The sequence below is a fragment of the Sideroxyarcus sp. TK5 genome (assembly GCF_054601595.1).
Map to the genome: position 1 here is coordinate 25,348 of NZ_BAAHSJ010000002.1, position 17,930 is coordinate 43,277.

At 61.3% G+C, this 17,930-nt stretch carries 20 protein-coding genes and 1 tRNA gene; 17 read left to right on the forward strand and 4 right to left on the reverse strand.

Features of this window, described 5'->3' with window-relative positions:
- Positions 1-40 precede the first annotated feature (40 nt).
- From ACYPYQ_RS03110 to panD, 10 genes are all read left to right on the forward strand, one after another.
- A complete protein-coding gene (locus ACYPYQ_RS03110; RefSeq protein WP_459719514.1) occupies positions 41-1,102 on the forward strand; it encodes an AI-2E family transporter in 1,062 nt (353 codons plus the stop codon).
- On the forward strand, positions 1,099-1,743 hold the full coding sequence (hda, locus tag ACYPYQ_RS03115; protein ID WP_459719518.1) for a DnaA regulatory inactivator Hda: 645 nt from the start codon (positions 1,099-1,101) through the stop codon (positions 1,741-1,743). The genes ACYPYQ_RS03110 and hda overlap by 4 nt, the downstream gene beginning before the upstream one ends.
- 86 nt (positions 1,744-1,829) lie before the next feature.
- Positions 1,830-2,510 carry a hypothetical protein gene (locus tag ACYPYQ_RS03120; protein ID WP_459719521.1) on the forward strand — a complete coding sequence of 227 codons (681 nt, stop codon included), beginning with the start codon at positions 1,830-1,832 and terminating at the stop codon, positions 2,508-2,510.
- Between the two features lie 65 nt (positions 2,511-2,575).
- Positions 2,576-3,238 carry a histidinol-phosphatase gene (locus tag ACYPYQ_RS03125; protein WP_459719524.1) on the forward strand — a complete coding sequence of 221 codons (663 nt, stop codon included), beginning with the start codon at positions 2,576-2,578 and terminating at the stop codon, positions 3,236-3,238.
- A 75-nt stretch (positions 3,239-3,313) separates the two neighbouring features.
- On the forward strand, positions 3,314-4,660 hold the full coding sequence (gene pcnB / locus ACYPYQ_RS03130; protein ID WP_459719527.1) for a polynucleotide adenylyltransferase PcnB: 1,347 nt from the start codon (positions 3,314-3,316) through the stop codon (positions 4,658-4,660).
- Positions 4,660-5,154 carry a 2-amino-4-hydroxy-6-hydroxymethyldihydropteridine diphosphokinase gene (gene folK / locus ACYPYQ_RS03135; protein ID WP_459719531.1) on the forward strand — a complete coding sequence of 165 codons (495 nt, stop codon included), beginning with the start codon at positions 4,660-4,662 and terminating at the stop codon, positions 5,152-5,154. Before pcnB ends, folK begins: the two co-directional genes overlap by 1 nt.
- The gene (locus ACYPYQ_RS03140; protein ID WP_459719534.1) at positions 5,141-5,782 is read left to right on the forward strand and encodes a deoxynucleoside kinase; all 642 of its coding nucleotides are present in this window, start codon (positions 5,141-5,143) and stop codon (positions 5,780-5,782) included. The genes folK and ACYPYQ_RS03140 overlap by 14 nt, the downstream gene beginning before the upstream one ends.
- The gene (gene panB, locus ACYPYQ_RS03145) at positions 5,782-6,573 is read left to right on the forward strand and encodes a 3-methyl-2-oxobutanoate hydroxymethyltransferase (protein WP_459719537.1); all 792 of its coding nucleotides are present in this window, start codon (positions 5,782-5,784) and stop codon (positions 6,571-6,573) included. Before ACYPYQ_RS03140 ends, panB begins: the two co-directional genes overlap by 1 nt.
- On the forward strand, positions 6,573-7,400 hold the full coding sequence (gene panC, locus ACYPYQ_RS03150; protein ID WP_459719540.1) for a pantoate--beta-alanine ligase: 828 nt from the start codon (positions 6,573-6,575) through the stop codon (positions 7,398-7,400). The genes panB and panC overlap by 1 nt, the downstream gene beginning before the upstream one ends.
- Before the next feature lie 58 nt (positions 7,401-7,458).
- Entirely contained in the window at positions 7,459-7,842 is a 384-nt protein-coding gene (panD, locus tag ACYPYQ_RS03155) for an aspartate 1-decarboxylase (RefSeq protein ID WP_459719544.1), read from the forward strand.
- A 71-nt stretch (positions 7,843-7,913) separates the two neighbouring features.
- Here the strand turns inward: panD and purB are convergent, their stop codons facing one another.
- From purB to ACYPYQ_RS03175, 4 genes are all read right to left on the reverse strand, one after another.
- Positions 7,914-9,284: an adenylosuccinate lyase gene (purB, locus tag ACYPYQ_RS03160; protein WP_459719546.1), complete on the reverse strand. Its 1,371-nt coding sequence runs from the start codon at positions 9,282-9,284 to the stop codon at positions 7,914-7,916.
- 31 nt (positions 9,285-9,315) lie between these two features.
- Complete coding sequence (mnmA, locus tag ACYPYQ_RS03165) at positions 9,316-10,422, reverse strand: tRNA 2-thiouridine(34) synthase MnmA (protein ID WP_459719550.1); 1,107 nt, start codon at positions 10,420-10,422, stop codon at positions 9,316-9,318.
- Positions 10,415-10,861 carry an NUDIX hydrolase gene (locus ACYPYQ_RS03170; RefSeq protein WP_459719553.1) on the reverse strand — a complete coding sequence of 149 codons (447 nt, stop codon included), beginning with the start codon at positions 10,859-10,861 and terminating at the stop codon, positions 10,415-10,417. The genes mnmA and ACYPYQ_RS03170 overlap by 8 nt, the downstream gene beginning before the upstream one ends.
- 51 nt (positions 10,862-10,912) lie before the next feature.
- Positions 10,913-10,997: transfer RNA gene (locus ACYPYQ_RS03175), tRNA-Leu, on the reverse strand.
- 112 nt (positions 10,998-11,109) lie between these two features.
- On the opposite strand from ACYPYQ_RS03175, the gene queA reads away from it, so the two are divergent.
- The 7 genes from queA to secF all read left to right on the forward strand — a co-directional run bounded on the left by queA (position 11,110) and on the right by secF (position 17,930).
- Positions 11,110-12,135 carry a tRNA preQ1(34) S-adenosylmethionine ribosyltransferase-isomerase QueA gene (gene queA / locus ACYPYQ_RS03180; protein ID WP_459719557.1) on the forward strand — a complete coding sequence of 342 codons (1,026 nt, stop codon included), beginning with the start codon at positions 11,110-11,112 and terminating at the stop codon, positions 12,133-12,135.
- A gap of 42 nt (positions 12,136-12,177) precedes the next feature.
- Positions 12,178-12,594, forward strand: a complete 417-nt coding sequence (locus tag ACYPYQ_RS03185) for an NfeD family protein (protein ID WP_459719560.1) — start codon at positions 12,178-12,180, stop codon at positions 12,592-12,594.
- Positions 12,595-12,603: 9 nt separating this feature from the next.
- Positions 12,604-13,509 carry an SPFH domain-containing protein gene (locus tag ACYPYQ_RS03190; protein WP_459719563.1) on the forward strand — a complete coding sequence of 302 codons (906 nt, stop codon included), beginning with the start codon at positions 12,604-12,606 and terminating at the stop codon, positions 13,507-13,509.
- Between the two features lie 111 nt (positions 13,510-13,620).
- Entirely contained in the window at positions 13,621-14,739 is a 1,119-nt protein-coding gene (gene tgt / locus ACYPYQ_RS03195) for a tRNA guanosine(34) transglycosylase Tgt (RefSeq protein WP_459719567.1), read from the forward strand.
- Between the two features lie 89 nt (positions 14,740-14,828).
- Entirely contained in the window at positions 14,829-15,152 is a 324-nt protein-coding gene (yajC, locus tag ACYPYQ_RS03200) for a preprotein translocase subunit YajC (protein WP_459721193.1), read from the forward strand.
- 24 nt (positions 15,153-15,176) lie between these two features.
- The gene (gene secD / locus ACYPYQ_RS03205) at positions 15,177-16,988 is read left to right on the forward strand and encodes a protein translocase subunit SecD (protein ID WP_459719570.1); all 1,812 of its coding nucleotides are present in this window, start codon (positions 15,177-15,179) and stop codon (positions 16,986-16,988) included.
- 12 nt (positions 16,989-17,000) lie between these two features.
- A complete protein-coding gene (secF, locus tag ACYPYQ_RS03210) occupies positions 17,001-17,930 on the forward strand; it encodes a protein translocase subunit SecF (protein WP_459719573.1) in 930 nt (309 codons plus the stop codon).

Sequence of the window (17,930 nt, forward strand, 5' to 3'; positions counted from 1 at the left end):
GTAAAGTGCAGCACGTTTTTCGCCGCGGATTTTACCCGAAATGACCGTCTCCCGCTCTGTTGCCGTGCAGTGGCTGGCACTGACCGCCGTCGCATTGGCGCTGCTCTATCTGTTGGCACCCATCCTTGCACCGTTCGTGGCTGCGGCTATCCTGGCCTATGTGTTCGACCCGCTGGTGGACCGGCTGTGCGCATGGAAACTGCCGCGCGCGCTGGGGGTGATGGGGGTGATGCTGGGCGCGCTGCTGCTGGGGCTGTTGTTGCTGCTGATCATGCTGCCGTTGTTGCAGCAGGAGTTGTCCCTGCTGGCGCAACGGCTGCCGCAATGGCTGGACGCGGCAAAGGGGCATCTGCTGCCGGCATTGCAGCAATGGTTCGGGGCGGAGCTGGAATGGGACGATGCCGCGCTGAAGCAGTTGCTGGCCGACCACTGGCAACGGGCGGGCGGGCTGGTATCGGGTGTGCTACTGCCCTGGCTGGGCGACAGCGGCAGTGCCCTGTTCGCTTTGTTCGCCAATCTGTTGCTGATCCCGGTGGTGATGTTCTACCTGTTGCGCGACTGGGATGAGTTGCTTGCCCGTGTCGATGGTTTGCTCCCGCGCCATTGGCATACGCAGATCCGCCAGCTCGCCGTAGAGGTGGATCAGGTGCTGGCTGAATTCCTGCGCGGGCAGGTCGCGGTGATGCTGCTGATGAGCGTGTTCTACGTGGTGGTGCTGTGGCTGGTCGGTCTGGAGTTCGCGTTGCCTATCGGCATCGTGGCCGGCATGCTGGTGTTCGTGCCCTATCTGGGAATGGTGCTGGGCTTGCTGCTGGCCACGTTGTCGGCTTTGATGCAGTTCGGTCTGACCGGCGACCTGCTGCTGGTGTGGGTGGTGTTCGGTGCGGGCCAGTTGCTGGAAGGCATGGTCATCACCCCGTGGCTGGTGGGCGAGCGCATCGGCCTGCATCCGCTGGCGGTGATCTTCGCCCTGCTGGCCTTCGGCCAGTTATTCGGTTTCTTCGGCCTGTTGCTGGCCTTGCCGATGGCGGCCGTATCGCTGGTGTTGCTGCGCCATCTGCGCGAGCAATATCTTTCCAGCAGCATGTACCTGAAACCATGAGCCAGATGTTGCTGGGCATCGCCCCGGAATGGGTGCCGACGCTGGATAACTTCGTCGCCGGGCGCAATGCCGAATTGCTCGCCGCCCTGCGGCAGGCGGCTGCGGGAGACCCGGCGGTGCGTGCCGTGTATCTGTGGGGCGAGCAGGGGAGTGGCAAGAGCCATCTGATGCAGGCGATGGCGGCGCAGGCGGCAGATGCGCGGTACGCCGAGCGTGCGGTGCCAGAGTCGGCAAGCGTGGTGGCGGTGGATGACGTCGAGGCGCTGGACGATACGGCGCAGGTCGCCTTGTTCGAGCTCTACAACCGTATGCGCGAGCAGGGCGGCCTGTTGCTGGTGAGCGGCTCGCGGGCACCCGCTCACCTTGCCTTGCGCGACGATCTGCGCACCCGTCTCGGCTGGGGCTTGGTGTACCAGCTGCATGCGCTCAGCGACGAGGAAAAGGCGGAAGCCTTGCGCCAGCATGCCGGCGCAAGGGGTTTCGGGCTACCGCAGGAAGTCTCCCAATACCTGTTGCGCCATGGCAGGCGCGACTTGCCCTCGCTGTTGCGGGTGCTGGATGCGCTGGATGAGCACTGCCTGCGCTTGAAGCGTGCGGCTTCGGTGCCACTTCTGAAGGAAGTCATGGCGGGGAAGGGCTGAATTTGGCACAATGAGTCTCGGCTGGCGCGGGGCGGCGGTCTCTATGCGTGACAATTCTTACTTTCAAACGACAAGGGGGTTTCAAGATGTTGAAGAGAGCGACACTGGCAACACTGGTTCTGGCGGCACTTCCGATGCAGGCTTACGCAGCAGACGGCATGGTCAAACTGGATGCCCATGTTTCTACGCTGGGCGGAGGGTTGGAGTTGGCCATGCCCATGACTGAGCGTTACACAGCCCGTCTGGGGTTCAATCAGTTCAAATTCAGCGCCAGCGAGAACTCCGGTGGTGTGACGTTCTCGGGTGATCTGAAGCTGTCCAGCGTGACTACTTTGGTTGATTGGCGCCCATGGAGCGGCGTGACGCACCTGACAGCAGGGGTGATCTTCAACAGCAACAAACTTGAATTGTCCGGTACGGTTGCGAACGGTTCGACTTACGATGCATCCGGCACAACATTTACTTGCGCTGCCACTGGGGGCTGCGGGGTCAACACATCGGTGGGTTTCAACAAGGTCTCGCCCTATCTCGGGATAGGCTGGAGCGGTCAGCCCAAGAAGCAAGGCTTCTCGTTCAGCACTGATATCGGGATCCTGTTCCAGGGTTCCCCCAGTGCAACGGTGAATTCGCAAGGCACATGGACAGCGGGTGGGGTATCGACTACCACTGCTGCACTGGATGCAGATGCGCAGAAGCAGTTGAACTCTGATCTGAGCAGTTTCAAATACTATCCGGTTATCTCGGTCGGTATCGGTTATACGTTCTAATGCGCCGCTGAAACTGGACGCACAGGGCCTGCAGCGATGCAGGCCTTTTTCATCAAGGAGTGTATGTGAATCTGGCTTTATTCGATCTGGACAATACCCTGCTGAGCGGTGACAGCGATTTCGAGTGGTCGCAGTTTTTGATCGAGCAGGGCGTACTAGACCGCGAACTGTTCGAGGCGAAGAACCTGGCGTTCTACGAGCAGTACAAGGCGGGCACGCTGGACATCCACGAGTTCCTGGATTTCCAGTTGAAGCCCTTGTCGCGTCATGCGCGCAAGGTGCTGGATCAATGGCATGACGAGTTCATGCGCATCAAGGTGCGCCCCATGATGGGCGACAAGGCACGTGCGCTGGTGCGCAAGCATCTCGATGCCGGCGATGTGTGCGTGGTGATCACCGCCACCAACAGCTTCGTCACCGCACCCATCGTGCGTGAGTTCGGTATCGAACATCTGATCGCCACCGATCCCGAGCAGAAGGATGGTGAGTTCACCGGCGCTGTAGCGGGTGTGCCCAGTTTTCGCGAGGGCAAGGTCACGCGTATGGAACAGTGGTTGGGCGAGCGGGGCTGGGATTGGGGCAGTTTCGGGCAGAGTTGTTTCTACAGCGATTCGCTGAACGACCTGCCCCTGCTGTCCAAAGTGAAGCGGCCGGTCGCGGTCGATCCCGATGCGACCTTGCGTGCGCATGCCGAGCGTCAGGGCTGGCCGGTCATCTCCCTGCGCTGAGAGGGCACAGGTGCGGGTGCTATAATCCGCGCCCATGTCGCGCCGCTGGTAGCGACAGCGTAATCAGACGACTCCATGATCAAAAGACTATTCAAGAAGGTTTTCGGCAGATCCCGCCCGGCCGCGAAAGAGAGCAGGGCGCATGTGATCCCGTTCGAGCAACACAAGGTCACGCGCGAGGGCATCAGCTACGCGGCGCGGCGTGTCACCGACGGCTTGCAGGCGGCTGGTTTCCAAGCCTATGTGGTGGGCGGCGCGGTGCGCGACCTGTTGCTGGACCGCCATCCAAAGGATTTCGACGTCGCCACCGATGCCACGCCCGAAGAGGTGAAGCGCGTGTTCCGTCGCGCGCGCATCATCGGCCGCCGCTTCCGGCTGGTGCATGTGATGTTCGGTGAAGAGACGGTGGAAGTGTCCACCTTTCGCCGCGCCATCGAGGCGGAAGATGCCGAGACCGACGCGCACGGACGCATCCTGCGCGACAACGAATTCGGCGACCAGGAACAGGATGCTGCTCGGCGCGACTTCACCGCAAACGGGTTGTTCTACGATCCGAGTTCGCAAGAGATCTTCGATTACCACAACGGCTATGCCGACATCCGCGCCAACACGCTGCGCATGATCGGCGATCCGGAAGTGCGTTACCGCGAAGATCCGGTGCGCATGCTGCGGGCGGTGCGCCTGTCGGCCAAGCTGGGCATGAAGCTGGACCCGGCCACCGCCGCCCCCATCGCGAAGATGAAAGAGCTGCTGAGCAACGTGCCCGAGGCGCGCCTGTTCGACGAGATGCTCAAGTTGCTGTTGTCCGGCCACGCGCTGGCCTGCATCAAGAAGTTGCGGAGCATGCATCTGCACCACGGCATGCTACCGATGCTGGACGTGATCCTTGAGCAACCCATGGGCGAAAAGTTCGTGATGGCCGCCCTGCAAAATACCGACCAGCGCATCGCCGAGGAGAAGCCCACGTCTCCCGCCTTCCTGTTCGCTGCGCTGCTGTGGCACGAGGTGCTGACAGTCTGGAACGCCAAGCAGGCAGCGGGCGAAAAACCCGTCGGTGCGCTGCATGCGGCGATGGACGAAGTGCTGGAGCGGCAGCGCGCCAAGCTCGCGATCCCGCGCCGCTATGACACCGTGATGAAGGAGATATGGCTGTTACAACCGCGCTTCGAGCAGCGCGCGGGACAGCGCCCCTTCCGCCTGCTGGCCTTGCCACGTTTCCGCGCGGCATACGATTTCCTGTTGCTGCGCTGCGAGAGCGGCGAAGCCGACAAGGCACTCGGTGCGTGGTGGGAGGAGTTCCAGCATACCAATGAAGATCGTCGCGCCGAGATGCTGCAGCCGGAGAGCGATGGACCGAAGAAGCGACGGCGGCGCAGCAGAAAGCCCAGGTCTTCCGGGCAGGGCGAACTGCCGATCGATTGATGAGCCATACCGCATTCATAGGATTGGGCAGCAATCTTGCAGAACCCGCCGCACAGGTGAATCACGCACTCCGGGCGCTCGGTGAGCTGCCGCAGACGCGACTGTTGAAGGTGTCGTCGCTCTATCGCAGCGCGCCGGTCGGTTATCTCGACCAGCCCGATTTCATCAATGCCGTGGCACAGGTGGAAACCGGACTGGCCCCGCGCGCCCTGCTGGATGCGCTGCTGGCGCTGGAACTGGAATGCGGGCGCACGCGCGAATTCAAGGATGCGCCGCGCACACTGGATCTGGACGTGCTGATGTATGACGATCTGGTGCACCACGAACACGGCCTGACCGTGCCGCATCCGCAGATGCACCTGAGGGCGTTCGTGCTGCTGCCCTTGCTGGAGATCGCGCCGGATTGCATCATCCCCGGCGTGGGGGCTGCGGCGGTGGCGATGGCAGGCTGCGCGGGACAACAACTGGAACGACTGGAACATGTCGCTGAGTAAATACCGCTACATCGTGGTCGAGGGCCCCATCGGCGTGGGCAAGACCAGCCTGGCCAAGCGGCTGGCCGAACATAACGTCGCGCGCACACTGCTGGAAAAACCGCAGGACAACCCGTTCCTCGCGCGCTTCTATGAAGACGCCGAACGCTACGCGCTACAGACGCAGCTGTTCTTCCTGTTCCAGCGCATAAACGAAGTGCGTGACCTGAACCAGATGGATATGTTCCAGAGCCGCACGGTATCCGATTACCTGTTCGAGAAGGACGCGTTGTTCGCGCGACTCAACCTGAGCGAGGACGAGTTCCAGCTTTACCAGGCCATCTATCAGCGCCTCGCGCCGCAAGCGCCGACGCCGGACCTGGTGATCTATCTGCAGGCTTCGACCGATACGCTGATCTCGCGCGTGCGCAGGCGCGGCCATCGCCATGAGCGCACCATCCAGGATGAATATCTGACCAGGCTGGCCGACAGCTACGGCGAATTCTTCCATCACTACGAGGAAGCACCGGTGCTGGTGGTGAATAGCGAAAAACTCAATTTCGCGGATAATGATGCCGACTTCAGATTGCTGCTGGACCGCATCGACAGGATGCGCGGACAACGCGAGTATTTCAACGTGGCGGAATGATGCGAACGACTTTGACGAAATTGCAGGCGATGCATGGGCGCGGTGAGAAGATCGCCGTGCTGACCTGTTACGACGCCAGCTTTGCGACCCTGCTGGAAAGCAACGGCGTCGACGTGCTGCTGGTCGGTGATTCGCTCGGCATGGTGATACAGGGGCGCGAGAGCACGCTGCCGGTCACCATCGAACAGATGGCTTACCACACGGCATGCGTGGTCAGTGGCGCGCAGCAGGCCTTCGTCATCGCCGACATGCCGTTCGGCACCTCGCAGTTCTCCGCGCGTGAGACCTTCGGTTATGCCGTGCAACTGATGCAGGCCGGTGCCGAGATGGTCAAGCTGGAAGGCGGTGCCGAGATGGCCGACACGGTCGCTTTCCTCACCTCGCGCGGCATCCCGGTGTGCGGACATATCGGCCTGACGCCGCAGTCGGTGCACCAGCTCGGCGGCTACAAGGTGCAGGGCAGGGAAGATGCTACGGCTCTGAAACTGAAGAAGGATGCACTGGTGCTGCAGAAGGCGGGTGCCGCCATGCTGGTGCTGGAAGCGATCCCAGCAGTGCTGGGTGCAGCTGTCACCAAACAACTTTCCATTCCGACTATCGGCATCGGCGCGGGTGCGGATTGTTCCGGCCAAGTGCTGGTGCTGCACGACATGCTGGGCGTGTATCCCGGTCGTAAGGCGCGTTTTGTGAAGGACTTCATGCCCGGCGCGGCTTCCATCGCCGATGCCGTTGCGCGCTATGTCGCCGAAGTGAAGGCTGGCACCTTCCCAGCCAAGGAACACTGCTTCTGATGCAAGTCATCCATTCCGTTGTGGAACTGCGCGCAAGATTGGCGCGCGAAAGCAACATCGCTTTCGTGCCCACCATGGGCAATCTGCATGCAGGCCATGTTGCGTTGGTGGAACAGGCGCGACAGCAGGGCACATGCGTCGTGGTGAGCATCTTCGTCAACCCATTGCAATTCGGTCCGAACGAGGATTTCGACAAGTATCCGCGCACGCTGGAAGCGGACTGTGCCAAGTTGCTGGGGCTGGCCGATGTCGTGTTTGCACCAGCCGTGGACGAGATGTATCCGGAGCCACAGAGTTTCTACGTTGAATTGCCGCCCATCGCCAGCGAGTTGTGCGGCGCGCACCGTCCGGGGCATTTTCGTGGCATGGCGACCGTCGTGCTCAAGCTGCTCAACCTGGTGCAGCCGCAGGTCGCCCTGTTCGGCAAGAAGGATTACCAGCAGCTGGCGATCATTCGTCAGATGGTGACGCAGTTCAATCTGCCGGTCACCATCGTCGGAGGTGAAACGGTACGCGCCGAGGATGGCTTGGCATTAAGTTCGCGCAATCAGTATCTGACGCCAGCCGAGCGAACCGAAGCCGCGCAACTGCATCTAACGCTGAGCAAGGTGTCGGAGTCGCTCGCGAATGGCGCGCGGGATTTCGATGTCTTGGAGAAGGTGGCCGAGGCGGCGCTTGCCAAGCGCGGCTGGGGGGTGGAGTATGTCTCCATCCGCAGTCAGCACGGGCTGGGAAAGCCGCAAGTGAGCGAGCGCAAACTGGTCGTGTTGGCCGCCGCTCGGTTGGGAGTCACTCGCCTGATCGATAACCTTGAGGTTTGTCTTTGAGGCTCAGGCGTTTATAATGCGCGACCCTGCGACAGACGGGAGCTGATAGGAGGTAACCATGCAACGAACCATGCTTCAAGCCAAATTGCATCGTGCGCGCGTGACGCAGGCCGAGCTGCATTACGAGGGTTCGTGCGCCATCGACGAGAACTTCCTGGATGTCAGCGGTATCCGAGAATATCAGCAGATTGAAATCTGGAACGTCACCAACGGCGAACGTTTCACTACCTATGCCATTCGTGCCGAGCGCGGCTCGCGCACCATTTCCGTGAACGGCGCGGCAGCGCATAAGGCCGATGTCGGCGATATCGTCATCATCGCGACCTTCGCCAGCTATTCGGAACTGGAGCTGCAGAAATACCATCCGGCGCTGGTCTATTTCGACGAGCACAACAATATCATCGGTCAGCGCGAGAACATTCCGATCCAGGCAGCTGCCTGAACTTCATCAGCCTGAAACTACAAGCCCCGCTTCTGCGGGGCTTGTAGTTTGTGCAGCAGAGGAAGACCGGCTTAGATGCGTTTCGCCAGTTCGGCCGCCTTGCCGATGTAAGTCTCCGGACTCAGTGCCTGCAGGCGTTGCTTCTCTGATTCCGGGATGTCCAGCGTCAGGATGAACGCGGCCAGACTTTCGCGGTTGATGCCGCCCTTGCCACGCGTGAGTTCCTTCAGCTTGTCGTAGGCGTTCTCGATGTTGTAGCGGCGCATCACGGTCTGGATCGGCTCGGCCAGCACTTCCCAGCTGTTGTTGAGATCTTCCGCCAGTCGCTGCGGGTTGGCTTCCAGCTTGTTCAAACCCTTCAGGCAGGATTCGTAGGCGAGCAGGGTGTAGCCCATCGCCACGCCCATGTTGCGCAGCACCGTAGAGTCAGTCAGGTCACGCTGCCAGCGCGAGATGGGCAGTTTCTCGGACAGGTGCTTGAGCAGCGCATTGGCGAGGCCGAGGTTGCCTTCCGAGTTCTCGAAGTCGATGGGGTTGACCTTGTGCGGCATGGTGGAGGAGCCGACTTCGCCAGCCACCACTTTCTGCTTGAAGAAACCCAGAGAGATATAACCCCAGATGTCGCGGTTGAGGTCGATCAGGATGGTGTTGGCGCGCGCGAACGCGTCATACAGTTCGGCCATGCAATCGTGCGGCTCGATCTGGATTGTGTAAGGGTTGAAGGTGAGGCCGCGGGCTTGGACGAAGCGCTGGGCGAAGTGCTCCCAGTCGATATCCGGATAGGCCGACAGGTGAGCGTTGTAGTTGCCCACCGCGCCGTTGATCTTGCCCAGTATCTCGACACCGGCGATGCGCTGATAGGCGCGGCGCAAACGGCACACCACGTTTGCCATCTCTTTGCCCAGCGTGCTGGGGGTGGCGGTCTGGCCGTGGGTGCGGCACAGCATGGGCAGGTCGGCATGCTGATGGGCGAGCGCGGTCAGTTTGTCGATGACGGACTGCAGTGCCGGCAGCATCACTTCCTTGCGTGCGTGGTTCAGCATCAGTGCATGCGACAGGTTGTTGATGTCTTCCGAGGTACAGGCGAAATGGATGAACTCCAGTGCGTCCTTGGTCTCTGCATCGCCGGCCAGCTTCTCGCGCAGCCAGTATTCGATCGCCTTCACATCATGGTTGGTAGTGCGCTCGATGGCCTTGATCGCCTCCGCATCCGCTTCGCTGAACTGTGCCGCCAGTTGGTCCAGGCGCGCGATGGTGGCGACCGAAAAAGGCGGCAGTTCGTGGATATGCTCCTCTGCGCTCAGTGCCTTCAGCCATTCGATCTCGATCAGCACACGGTAACGGATCAGGCCGTATTCGCTGAAGTGGTTGCGCAGGGCGTCGACCTTGCCGGCATAGCGGCCGTCGAGCGGGGAAAGGGCGGTGAGGGCTGTGAGTGACATGGGTTCTGCTTTCAATGATGACCGCGATATTTTAACGCGTATGGACGGGATTTTTCGTGGAGGTGTCGATGATACCTCCACCCAGACAGATGTCGCCCTCGTAAATCACGACCGATTGTCCTGGGGTGACCGCCCACTGTGCTTCGTCGAACGTGAAGTGTACGCCGTGCTCGCCTGACAATGCGATGCGGCAGGTGGCATCCTGTTGTCGGTAGCGCGTCTTGGCAGCGTAGGCGCGCGTCAAATCCGGTGCGCTGCCACTGACCCACTGCATGTCCAGCGCGTCCAGCTCGGTGTTCAGCAACAGCGGGTGGTCATGCCCCTGCACCACGATCAGGCGGTTGTGCGCCATGTCCTTGCCGGCGACGAACCATGGCTCGCCGCTGCCGTCCTTGCCGCCGCCTATGCCCAGCCCTTGGCGCTGGCCGTAGGTGTAGAACGACAGGCCCATGTGCCGGCCCATCACCTTGCCTTCCGGGGTGACCATCTCGCCCGGTTTGGTCGGCAGGTAACGGTTGAGGAACTCGCGGAACGGTCGCTCGCCGATGAAGCAGATGCCGGTGCTGTCCTTCTTCGCCGCGTTGGACAGTCCGTGCTGGTGGGCGATCTCGCGCACCTTGCTCTTGGGGATGTTGTTCAGCGGGAACATGGCCTTGGACAACTGCTGCTGATTCAGGCGATGCAGGAAGTAACTCTGGTCCTTGCTGGCATCAACGGCCTTAAGCAACTGGAACAGGCCGTCCTGTTCGCGCACGCCGGCGTAATGGCCAGTGGCGATCTTGTCTGCGCCGAGTCGCAGCGCATGGTCGAGGAAGGCTTTGAACTTGATCTCGGAATTGCACAGGATGTCTGGATTCGGCGTACGGCCCGCTTCGTATTCGCGCAGGAAATAGCTGAACACACGATCCTTGTACTCTTTGGCGAAATTCACCGCCTCGATGGGGATGCCGATGGTGTCGGCCACCGACACCGCGTCGATCAGGTCCTGGCGCGAGGAGCAGTATTCGCTGTCGTCATCGTCTTCCCAGTTCTTCATGAACAGGCCGATGACCTCGTAGCCCTGCTGTTTCAACAGGAGTGCGGTGACGGAAGAATCGACGCCGCCGGACATACCGACGACGACGCAGCCTTTACTCATAGTGCGTGATGAGATCGAGCGGGTAACGTTTGCCCGCGAGATAGTCTTCCACGCAGCGCAATATCAACGGGCTGCGGTGGCGTTCCTGCGTGGCGCGGATCTCGTCCGGTGTCATCCACACCGCACGCAGGATGCCTTCGTCCAGTTTGCGTTCCGGATGGTGGCCGAGGATCTTGCCGCCAAAAGCGAAACGCAGGTAGGTGACGTCAGAGGCAGTCGAGTGCCAGCGATAAATGCCGATCAGGTACTCCGGTTCGAAATCGTAGGCCGACTCCTCCAGTACCTCGCGCGCCGCACCGGCGGCCAGCGTCTCGTCCGGTTCCCAGTGGCCTGCGGGCTGGTTGAAGCGCACACCCTGCGCGGTCTCTTCTTCGACCAGCAGGAATTTTCCATCCTGTTCCAGGACAGCGGCGACAGTGGCGTTGGGTTTCCAGATCATGATCGTGACCTCAGAAAAAGAACAAGGCAGACCAAGTCTGCCTTGTGGTGTTGGTGCCGGGGGCGGGACTCGAACCCGCACGCCTTGCGGCACCGGATTTTGAGTCCGGCACGTCTACCAGTTCCATCACCCCGGCAAGGGTATCTTGCGCGCAGCCATCACCACGCGGAAGGGCGCGAATTATCCATGAAACGCCCTGCGTCATCAACTACAATGCGCAGCCCGGTTTTTCAGCCCACATTCCAGGTATGCGTACCGACGATTTCGACTTCGAGCTCCCCGAGCATTTGATTGCCCAGCACCCGCCCGCACAGCGCGGCGGCAGCCGTTTGCTGCATGTCGGCCCGGCAGGCATGTCGGACCGGATGTTCTCCGATCTGCCGCAATTGCTGCGGGCAGGAGACCTGCTGGTGCTGAACGACACGCGCGTGCTCAAGGCGCGCCTGTTCGGGCAGAAGGCCAGCGGCGGACAGGTCGAGGTGATGGTCGAGCGCGTGCTGGACGAACATGAAGTGCTGGCCCAGGTGCGCGCCAGCAAGTCGCCCAAGACAGGCAGCACTTTCAAGGTGGCGGATGCGGTCGAGGTCAGCGTGCTGGGGCGCAGGGATGAGTTCTTCCACCTGCGTTTCGAAGGTGATGCGCCGGTCGAGGCTGTGCTGGAGCGATACGGCAAGCTGCCGCTGCCGCCCTACATCACGCATGCAGCAGGCGAGGAAGACGAGGAGCGCTACCAGACCGTGTTCGCGCGCGAGCAGGGCGCGGTCGCCGCGCCGACAGCCGGCCTGCATTTCGACGAGGCGATGCTGGACAACCTGCGCGAGCAGGGCGTCGAAGTCGCCACTGTCACGCTGCACGTCGGCGCGGGCACCTTCAAGCCGGTACGTGCAGACCGCGTCGCCGACCATGTCATGCACAGCGAACGCTACACCGTGCCGCAGGCGACCGTGGATGCCATCGCCCTTGCCAAGGCCAACGGCGGGCGCGTGGTGTCGGTGGGTACCACCAGTCTGCGCGCGCTGGAGAGCGCCGCCGCCGGCGGTGAACTGAAAGCCGGTTCGGGCGAGACGAACATCTTCATCACCCCAGGCTATCGCTTCAAGGTAGTCGATGTGCTGCTCACCAATTTCCACCTGCCGCGCTCCACGTTGCTGATGCTGGTGTGCGCTTTCGGCGGCATGGATGATCTGCTGCAAGCCTATCGTCACGCGGTGGAACAAAACTATCGCTTCTTCAGTTACGGCGACGCCATGCTGATCCAAAGAAAGCCGGACTGAATCTGCTAGCATGGCATCCTCCGCATCGTCGAAAGGAGTCACATGGCAGCGTACACATACTGGTTCATCCTGGCCCTGATCCTGCTGGGACTGGAGATGATTACAGGCACGTTCTACATGCTGGTACTGTCTGTCGCGCTGGCGCTTGGTGGTGTGGCGGCGCTGGCCGGCTTGGACCTGGTCTGGCAGATATCGCTGGCCGGTGCGGCTGCCGTCATCGGCATTCTCCTCCTGCGCCGTAGCAGAGCCATCCGCACTCCTGACGCCAACAACGACAGCTTCGACATCGGTCAGCCGGTGCGCGTCATCGCGTGGGAAAACGACGGCTCGGTGCGCGTGCAATACCGGGGCGCGGAATGGAGCGCGGAGACGGAGCAGGCGGACGTCCCGCGCGATGCGCCGCTCTATATCAGATCCGTCCAAGGTTCGAAGCTCATCCTGACGCAGCAAAAATCCTGAGGAGACATCATGGAAATCGCAACCTTCATCCTGATCGCAGCCATCATCTTCGCCGTCAAGGCACTCAAGGTCGTGCCGCAGCAACACGCCTGGGTGGTCGAACGGCTGGGGCGTTTTCATTCATCCCTGTCGCCCGGCCTGAACATCGTCATCCCTTTCATCGATCGCGTCGCCTACAAGCACGTGCTCAAGGAGATCCCGCTGGATGTGCCCAGCCAGATATGCATCACCAAGGACAACACCCAGCTGCAGGTGGACGGCATCCTGTATTTCCAGGTGACCGACCCGCGCCTGGCCTCCTACGGCACCAGCGACTACATCATGGCCATCACGCAACTGGCGCAGACCACCTTGCGCTCGGTGATCGGCAAGATGGAGCTGGACAAGACCTTCGAGGAGCGCGACGACATCAACCGCGCTGTGGTCGCCGCGCTGGATGAGGCTGCCACCAGCTGGGGTGTGAAAGTGCTGCGCTACGAGATCAAGGACCTCACCCCGCCGAAAGAGATCCTGCACGCCATGCAGGCGCAGATCACCGCCGAGCGAGAGAAACGCGCCCTGATCGCCGCCTCCGAAGGACGCAAACAGGAACAGATCAACATCGCCACCGGCGAGCGCGAAGCTTTCATACAGCGCTCCGAAGGCGAGAAGCAGGCCGCCATCAACACCGCGCAGGGCGAAGCTGCCGCCATCCTCGCCGTGGCCACCGCCAATGCCGAAGCCATCCAGAAGGTTGCGCAAGCCATCCAGTCCCCCGGCGGCATGGACGCAGTCAACCTCAAGGTCGCCGAGCAATACGTCGAAGCCTTCGGCGGCGTCGCCAAACAAGGCAACACCCTCATCCTGCCCGGCAACATGGCTGACATGGGCAGCATGGTGGCGGCGGCGATGAGTATCGTAAAGGCGCAGAAGTAGCGCGGCATCGCGGGTCAGCGGCCGGTTGCGGCGCGGGCCATGACATTGGGCGGGGCGGGGCTATCGGGTAGAATCGCCCCTTTCCGATGTCTCCATTCCAGATTCGCCCCCATGAAATTCACACTACACAACACATCGGGTGCCGCGCGTCGCGGCACCGTCGAACTGGCACACGGCAAGGTCGAGACACCCGCGTTCATGCCGGTCGGCACCTATGGTACGGTCAAGGCGATGTCGCCGCAGGAGTTGCGCGACATCGACGCGCACATCGTGCTCGGCAACACCTTCCACCTGTGGTTGCGTCCAGGGCTGGAGGTGATCGAAGCGCATGGCGGGCTACACAACTTTATGGGATGGGATGGCCCCATCCTTACCGATTCTGGCGGCTTCCAGGTGTTCAGTCTGGGCGAGCTGCGCAAGATCACCGGCGGCGGCGTGGAGTTCCGTTCCCCGGTCAACGGCGACAAATGCTTCCTCTCGCCGGAAGAATCCATGCGCATCCAGAAGGTGCTCAATTCCGACATTGTTATGATCTTCGACGAATGCACGCCCTATCCGGCGGACGAGCAGGTGGCGGGCGTGTCGATGCGCCTCAGCCTGGGCTGGGCCGAGCGCAGCAAAAAGGCGCATGAAGGCAATCCCAACGCCCTGTTCGGCATCGTGCAGGGCGGCATGCACGAGCATCTGCGCGACGAGTCGCTGCGCGGCCTGATGGATATCGGCTTCGACGGTTTTGCCATCGGCGGCCTGTCGGTGGGCGAGCCCAAGGAAGACATGTTGCGCATCCTGCGCCACACCGCGCCGCAGTTGCCGACAGACAAGCCGCGCTACCTGATGGGCGTGGGCACGCCGGAGGATCTGGTGGAAGCGGTGGCCAACGGCGTGGACATGTTCGACTGCGTGATGCCCACGCGCAACGCGCGCAACGGCCATCTGTTCACACGCCACGGCGATGTGCGTATCAAGAACGCGGTACACCGGCTCGATACAGGTCCGCTCGATCCTGAGTGCGGCTGTTATGCCTGCAAGAACTTCAGTCGCGCCTACCTGCATCACCTGCATCGTCTGGGCGAGATCCTCGGTGCGCGGCTCAATACCATCCACAACCTGCATTACTACCAGGACCTGATGCGTGACATCCGCACCGCCATCGAGGCGGGACGCTACGATGCGTTCCAGGCCGAGTTCCATGCGGCGCGCGCACGAGGCGGGGTGCCGTCCGGTCACTGAAGTGTCATGTCTTCCATGCTAGAATGCGCGCCTTCTTTTTAGTCACCCAACCAACAACTGGAGAGTAATAAATGACTTCGATCAGCGAACTGTTCATCAGTAATGCATACGCGGAAGGTGCTGCCGCACCGGCGGGCGGCGGTTTCATGGAGTTCCTGCCGCTGATCGCATTGCTGGCGGTGTTCTACTTCCTCATCCTGCGTCCGCAGCAGAAGCGCGCCAAGGAACATGCCGCGCTGGTCGCCGCGCTGCAAAAAGGTGATGAGGTGGTGACAATCGGCGGGGTGCTGGGCAAGATCACCAAGGTCGGCGAAGAGAACGTGATGGTGGAGATCGCTGACGGTGTGGAAATGCAAGTGCAAAAGCCCGCTGTCCAGACCGTGCTGCCCAAAGGCACCATCAAGTCCCTGTAATCCCCCTATTGGCAAGGTATCGCGATGAACCGTTATCCGTTGTGGAAGAACCTGTTGATCCTGGTCGTGCTGGTGGCCGGATTCATCTATACCTTGCCGAATTTCTATGGCGAATCCCCGGCGGTGCAGGTGATGCCGCTGCGTAGTCATCTGAAGGCGGATACCCAACTGCTGGCGACAGTCGAACAGGCGCTGCGCGATGCACAATTGTCTCCCGAGGTGATCTCGCTGGACGCGAACAGCGTGAAGGCGCGTTTCTCCGACACTGACAGTCAGCTCAAGGCCAAGGATGTGCTGCACGCAAAACTGGGCGAGGACTATGTGGTGGCGCTGAACCTGTTGTCGCGTTCGCCCGCCTGGCTCACCGGGATGAACGCGCTGCCCATGTATCTGGGGCTGGATTTGCGCGGCGGTGTGCACTTCCTGATGCAGGTGGACATGAAGGCCGCGCTGGACAAGGCGCTGGAATCCTTTTCCGGCGATATCCGCAGTACGCTGCGTGAAGCGCGCATCCCCTATTCCGGCGTGAGCCTGGATGGCGAAGCCATCCTCGTCAAGTTCCGCGATGCGGAGGCGCGCAGCAAGGGTGAAGCCGAGCTCAAGCAGCGCTTCGCCGGCCTGCAGTTCGACGGCAAGGATGCGGGGCGTGACTATCTGCTGCAGGCGACGTTGAAACAGCAGGAGAAGCTGCGCATCCAGGATTCTGCCTTGCAGCAGAACCTGGTCACGCTGCGCAACCGCGTGAACGAACTGGGTGTGGCCGAGCCGGTCATCCAGCAGCAGGGTGCGGACCGCGTGGTGGTGCAGTTGCCGGGTGTGCAGGACACGGCGCGAGCCAAGGACATCCTCGGCCGCACCGCCACGCTGGAAGTGCGTCTGGTGGACGATGACCGCCAGATCGGCGTGAACGGTGCGGCGCCATTCGGCACCGAGATATTCCAGGAGCGCGACGGTACGGCATTGGTGGTGAAGAAGAGCGTGATCCTGACCGGAGAGCGCATCAACGATGCCCAGCCCGGTTTCGACAGCCGCAACAACGAACCGGCCGTTCATATCAATCTGGATGCGGTCGGTGCGCGCAAGTTCAAGGAAGCGACGCGCGAGAACGTGGGCAAGCGCATGGCGATCATCCTGTTCGAGAAGGGACGCGGTGAAGTGGTGACCGCGCCGGTGATCCGCGAGGAGATCGGCGGCGGTCGCGTGCAGATCAGCGGCCAGATGGATACCACCGAAGCGCAGAACATCGCCCTGCTGCTGCGCGCCGGTGCGCTGGCTGCGCCGATGGAGATCATCGAGGAACGCACGGTCGGTCCCAGCCTGGGGGCGGACAACATCCAGCGCGGTTTCGATTCCACCAAGATTGGTTTCATCATGGTGGCGGTGTTCATGATCGCCTACTACCTGATGTTCGGCACCATCTCGGTGCTGGCGCTGGGGGCCAACCTGCTGCTGCTGATCGCGCTGCTGTCCATGCTGCAAGCGACATTGACCCTGCCTGGCATGGCGGGTATCGCGCTGACGCTGGGTATGGCGATCGATGCCAACGTGTTGATCAACGAGCGTATCCGCGAGGAACTGCGCAACGGGGTGCCGCCGCAGATGGCGATTCACACCGGCTACGAGAATGCCTTTGCCACCATCCTTGACTCCAACATCACCACGCTGATCGCGGGTGTGGCGTTGTTCATGTTCGGTTCTGGTCCGGTCAAGGGCTTCGCGGTGGTGTTGTGTCTGGGCATCCTGACCTCGATGTTCAGCGGCGTGATGGTGTCGCGCGCATTTGTCAACCTGATCTACGGCCGCAAGGCGCGTCTGAACAAAGTCGCTATCGGTTAAGGGGAAACAGACATGGAATTCTTCCGCATCAATAAAGACATCCCCTTCATGAGCTATGGCAAGCTCACCACGACCATCTCGCTGGTGACCTTCCTGCTCTCCGTGTTCTTCCTGGCCACTAAGGGCCTGAACTTCGGCGTGGACTTCACCGGCGGTACGGTGATCGAAGTCCACTACGCACAACCCAGCGACACCAACAAGGTGCGCGAGGAGTTGGCTGCGATCGGACTGGGGGATGCGCTGGTGCAACACTTCGGCACCACGCACGATGTGCTGATCCAGGTGCCGCTCAAGCACAACAAGATGGGTGCGAACCTGTCGGAGCAGGTGTTGGCCGCCCTGCGTGCGGATGCGGAAGTCGAGTTGCGCCGAGTCGAGTTCGTCGGCCCGCAGGTGGGCAAGGATCTGGTCGAGAACGGTGCGATGGCACTGCTGCTGGTCTCGCTGGGTATCGTTGGTTACCTGTGGCTGCGTTTCGAGTGGAAGTTCGGTCTCGCAGCCATCATCGCCAACCTGCACGATGTGGTCATCATCCTTGGGTTCTTCGCCTTCTTCCAGTGGGAATTCTCGCTGTCGGTGCTGGCGGCCGTGCTGGCCGTGCTGGGTTACTCGGTGAACGAGTCGGTGGTGGTGTTCGACCGTATCCGCGAGAACTTCCGCAAGATGCGCAAGGCCGAAGTCGCCGAGATCATCGACAACGCCATCACGCGCACCATGTCGCGTACCATCATCACCCACGGTTCCACGCAGTTGATGGTGCTGGCCATGCTGCTGCTGGGTGGAGAGACGCTGCATTACTTCGCACTGGCGCTGACCATCGGAATCATGTTCAGCATCTATTCTTCCGTTCTGGTCGCCAGCCCCTTGCTGCTCATGTTCGGTGTTTGTCGCGAAGACTTCATCAAGCCGGAAAAACCCGAATCCGAAGAAGTGTTGCCCTAA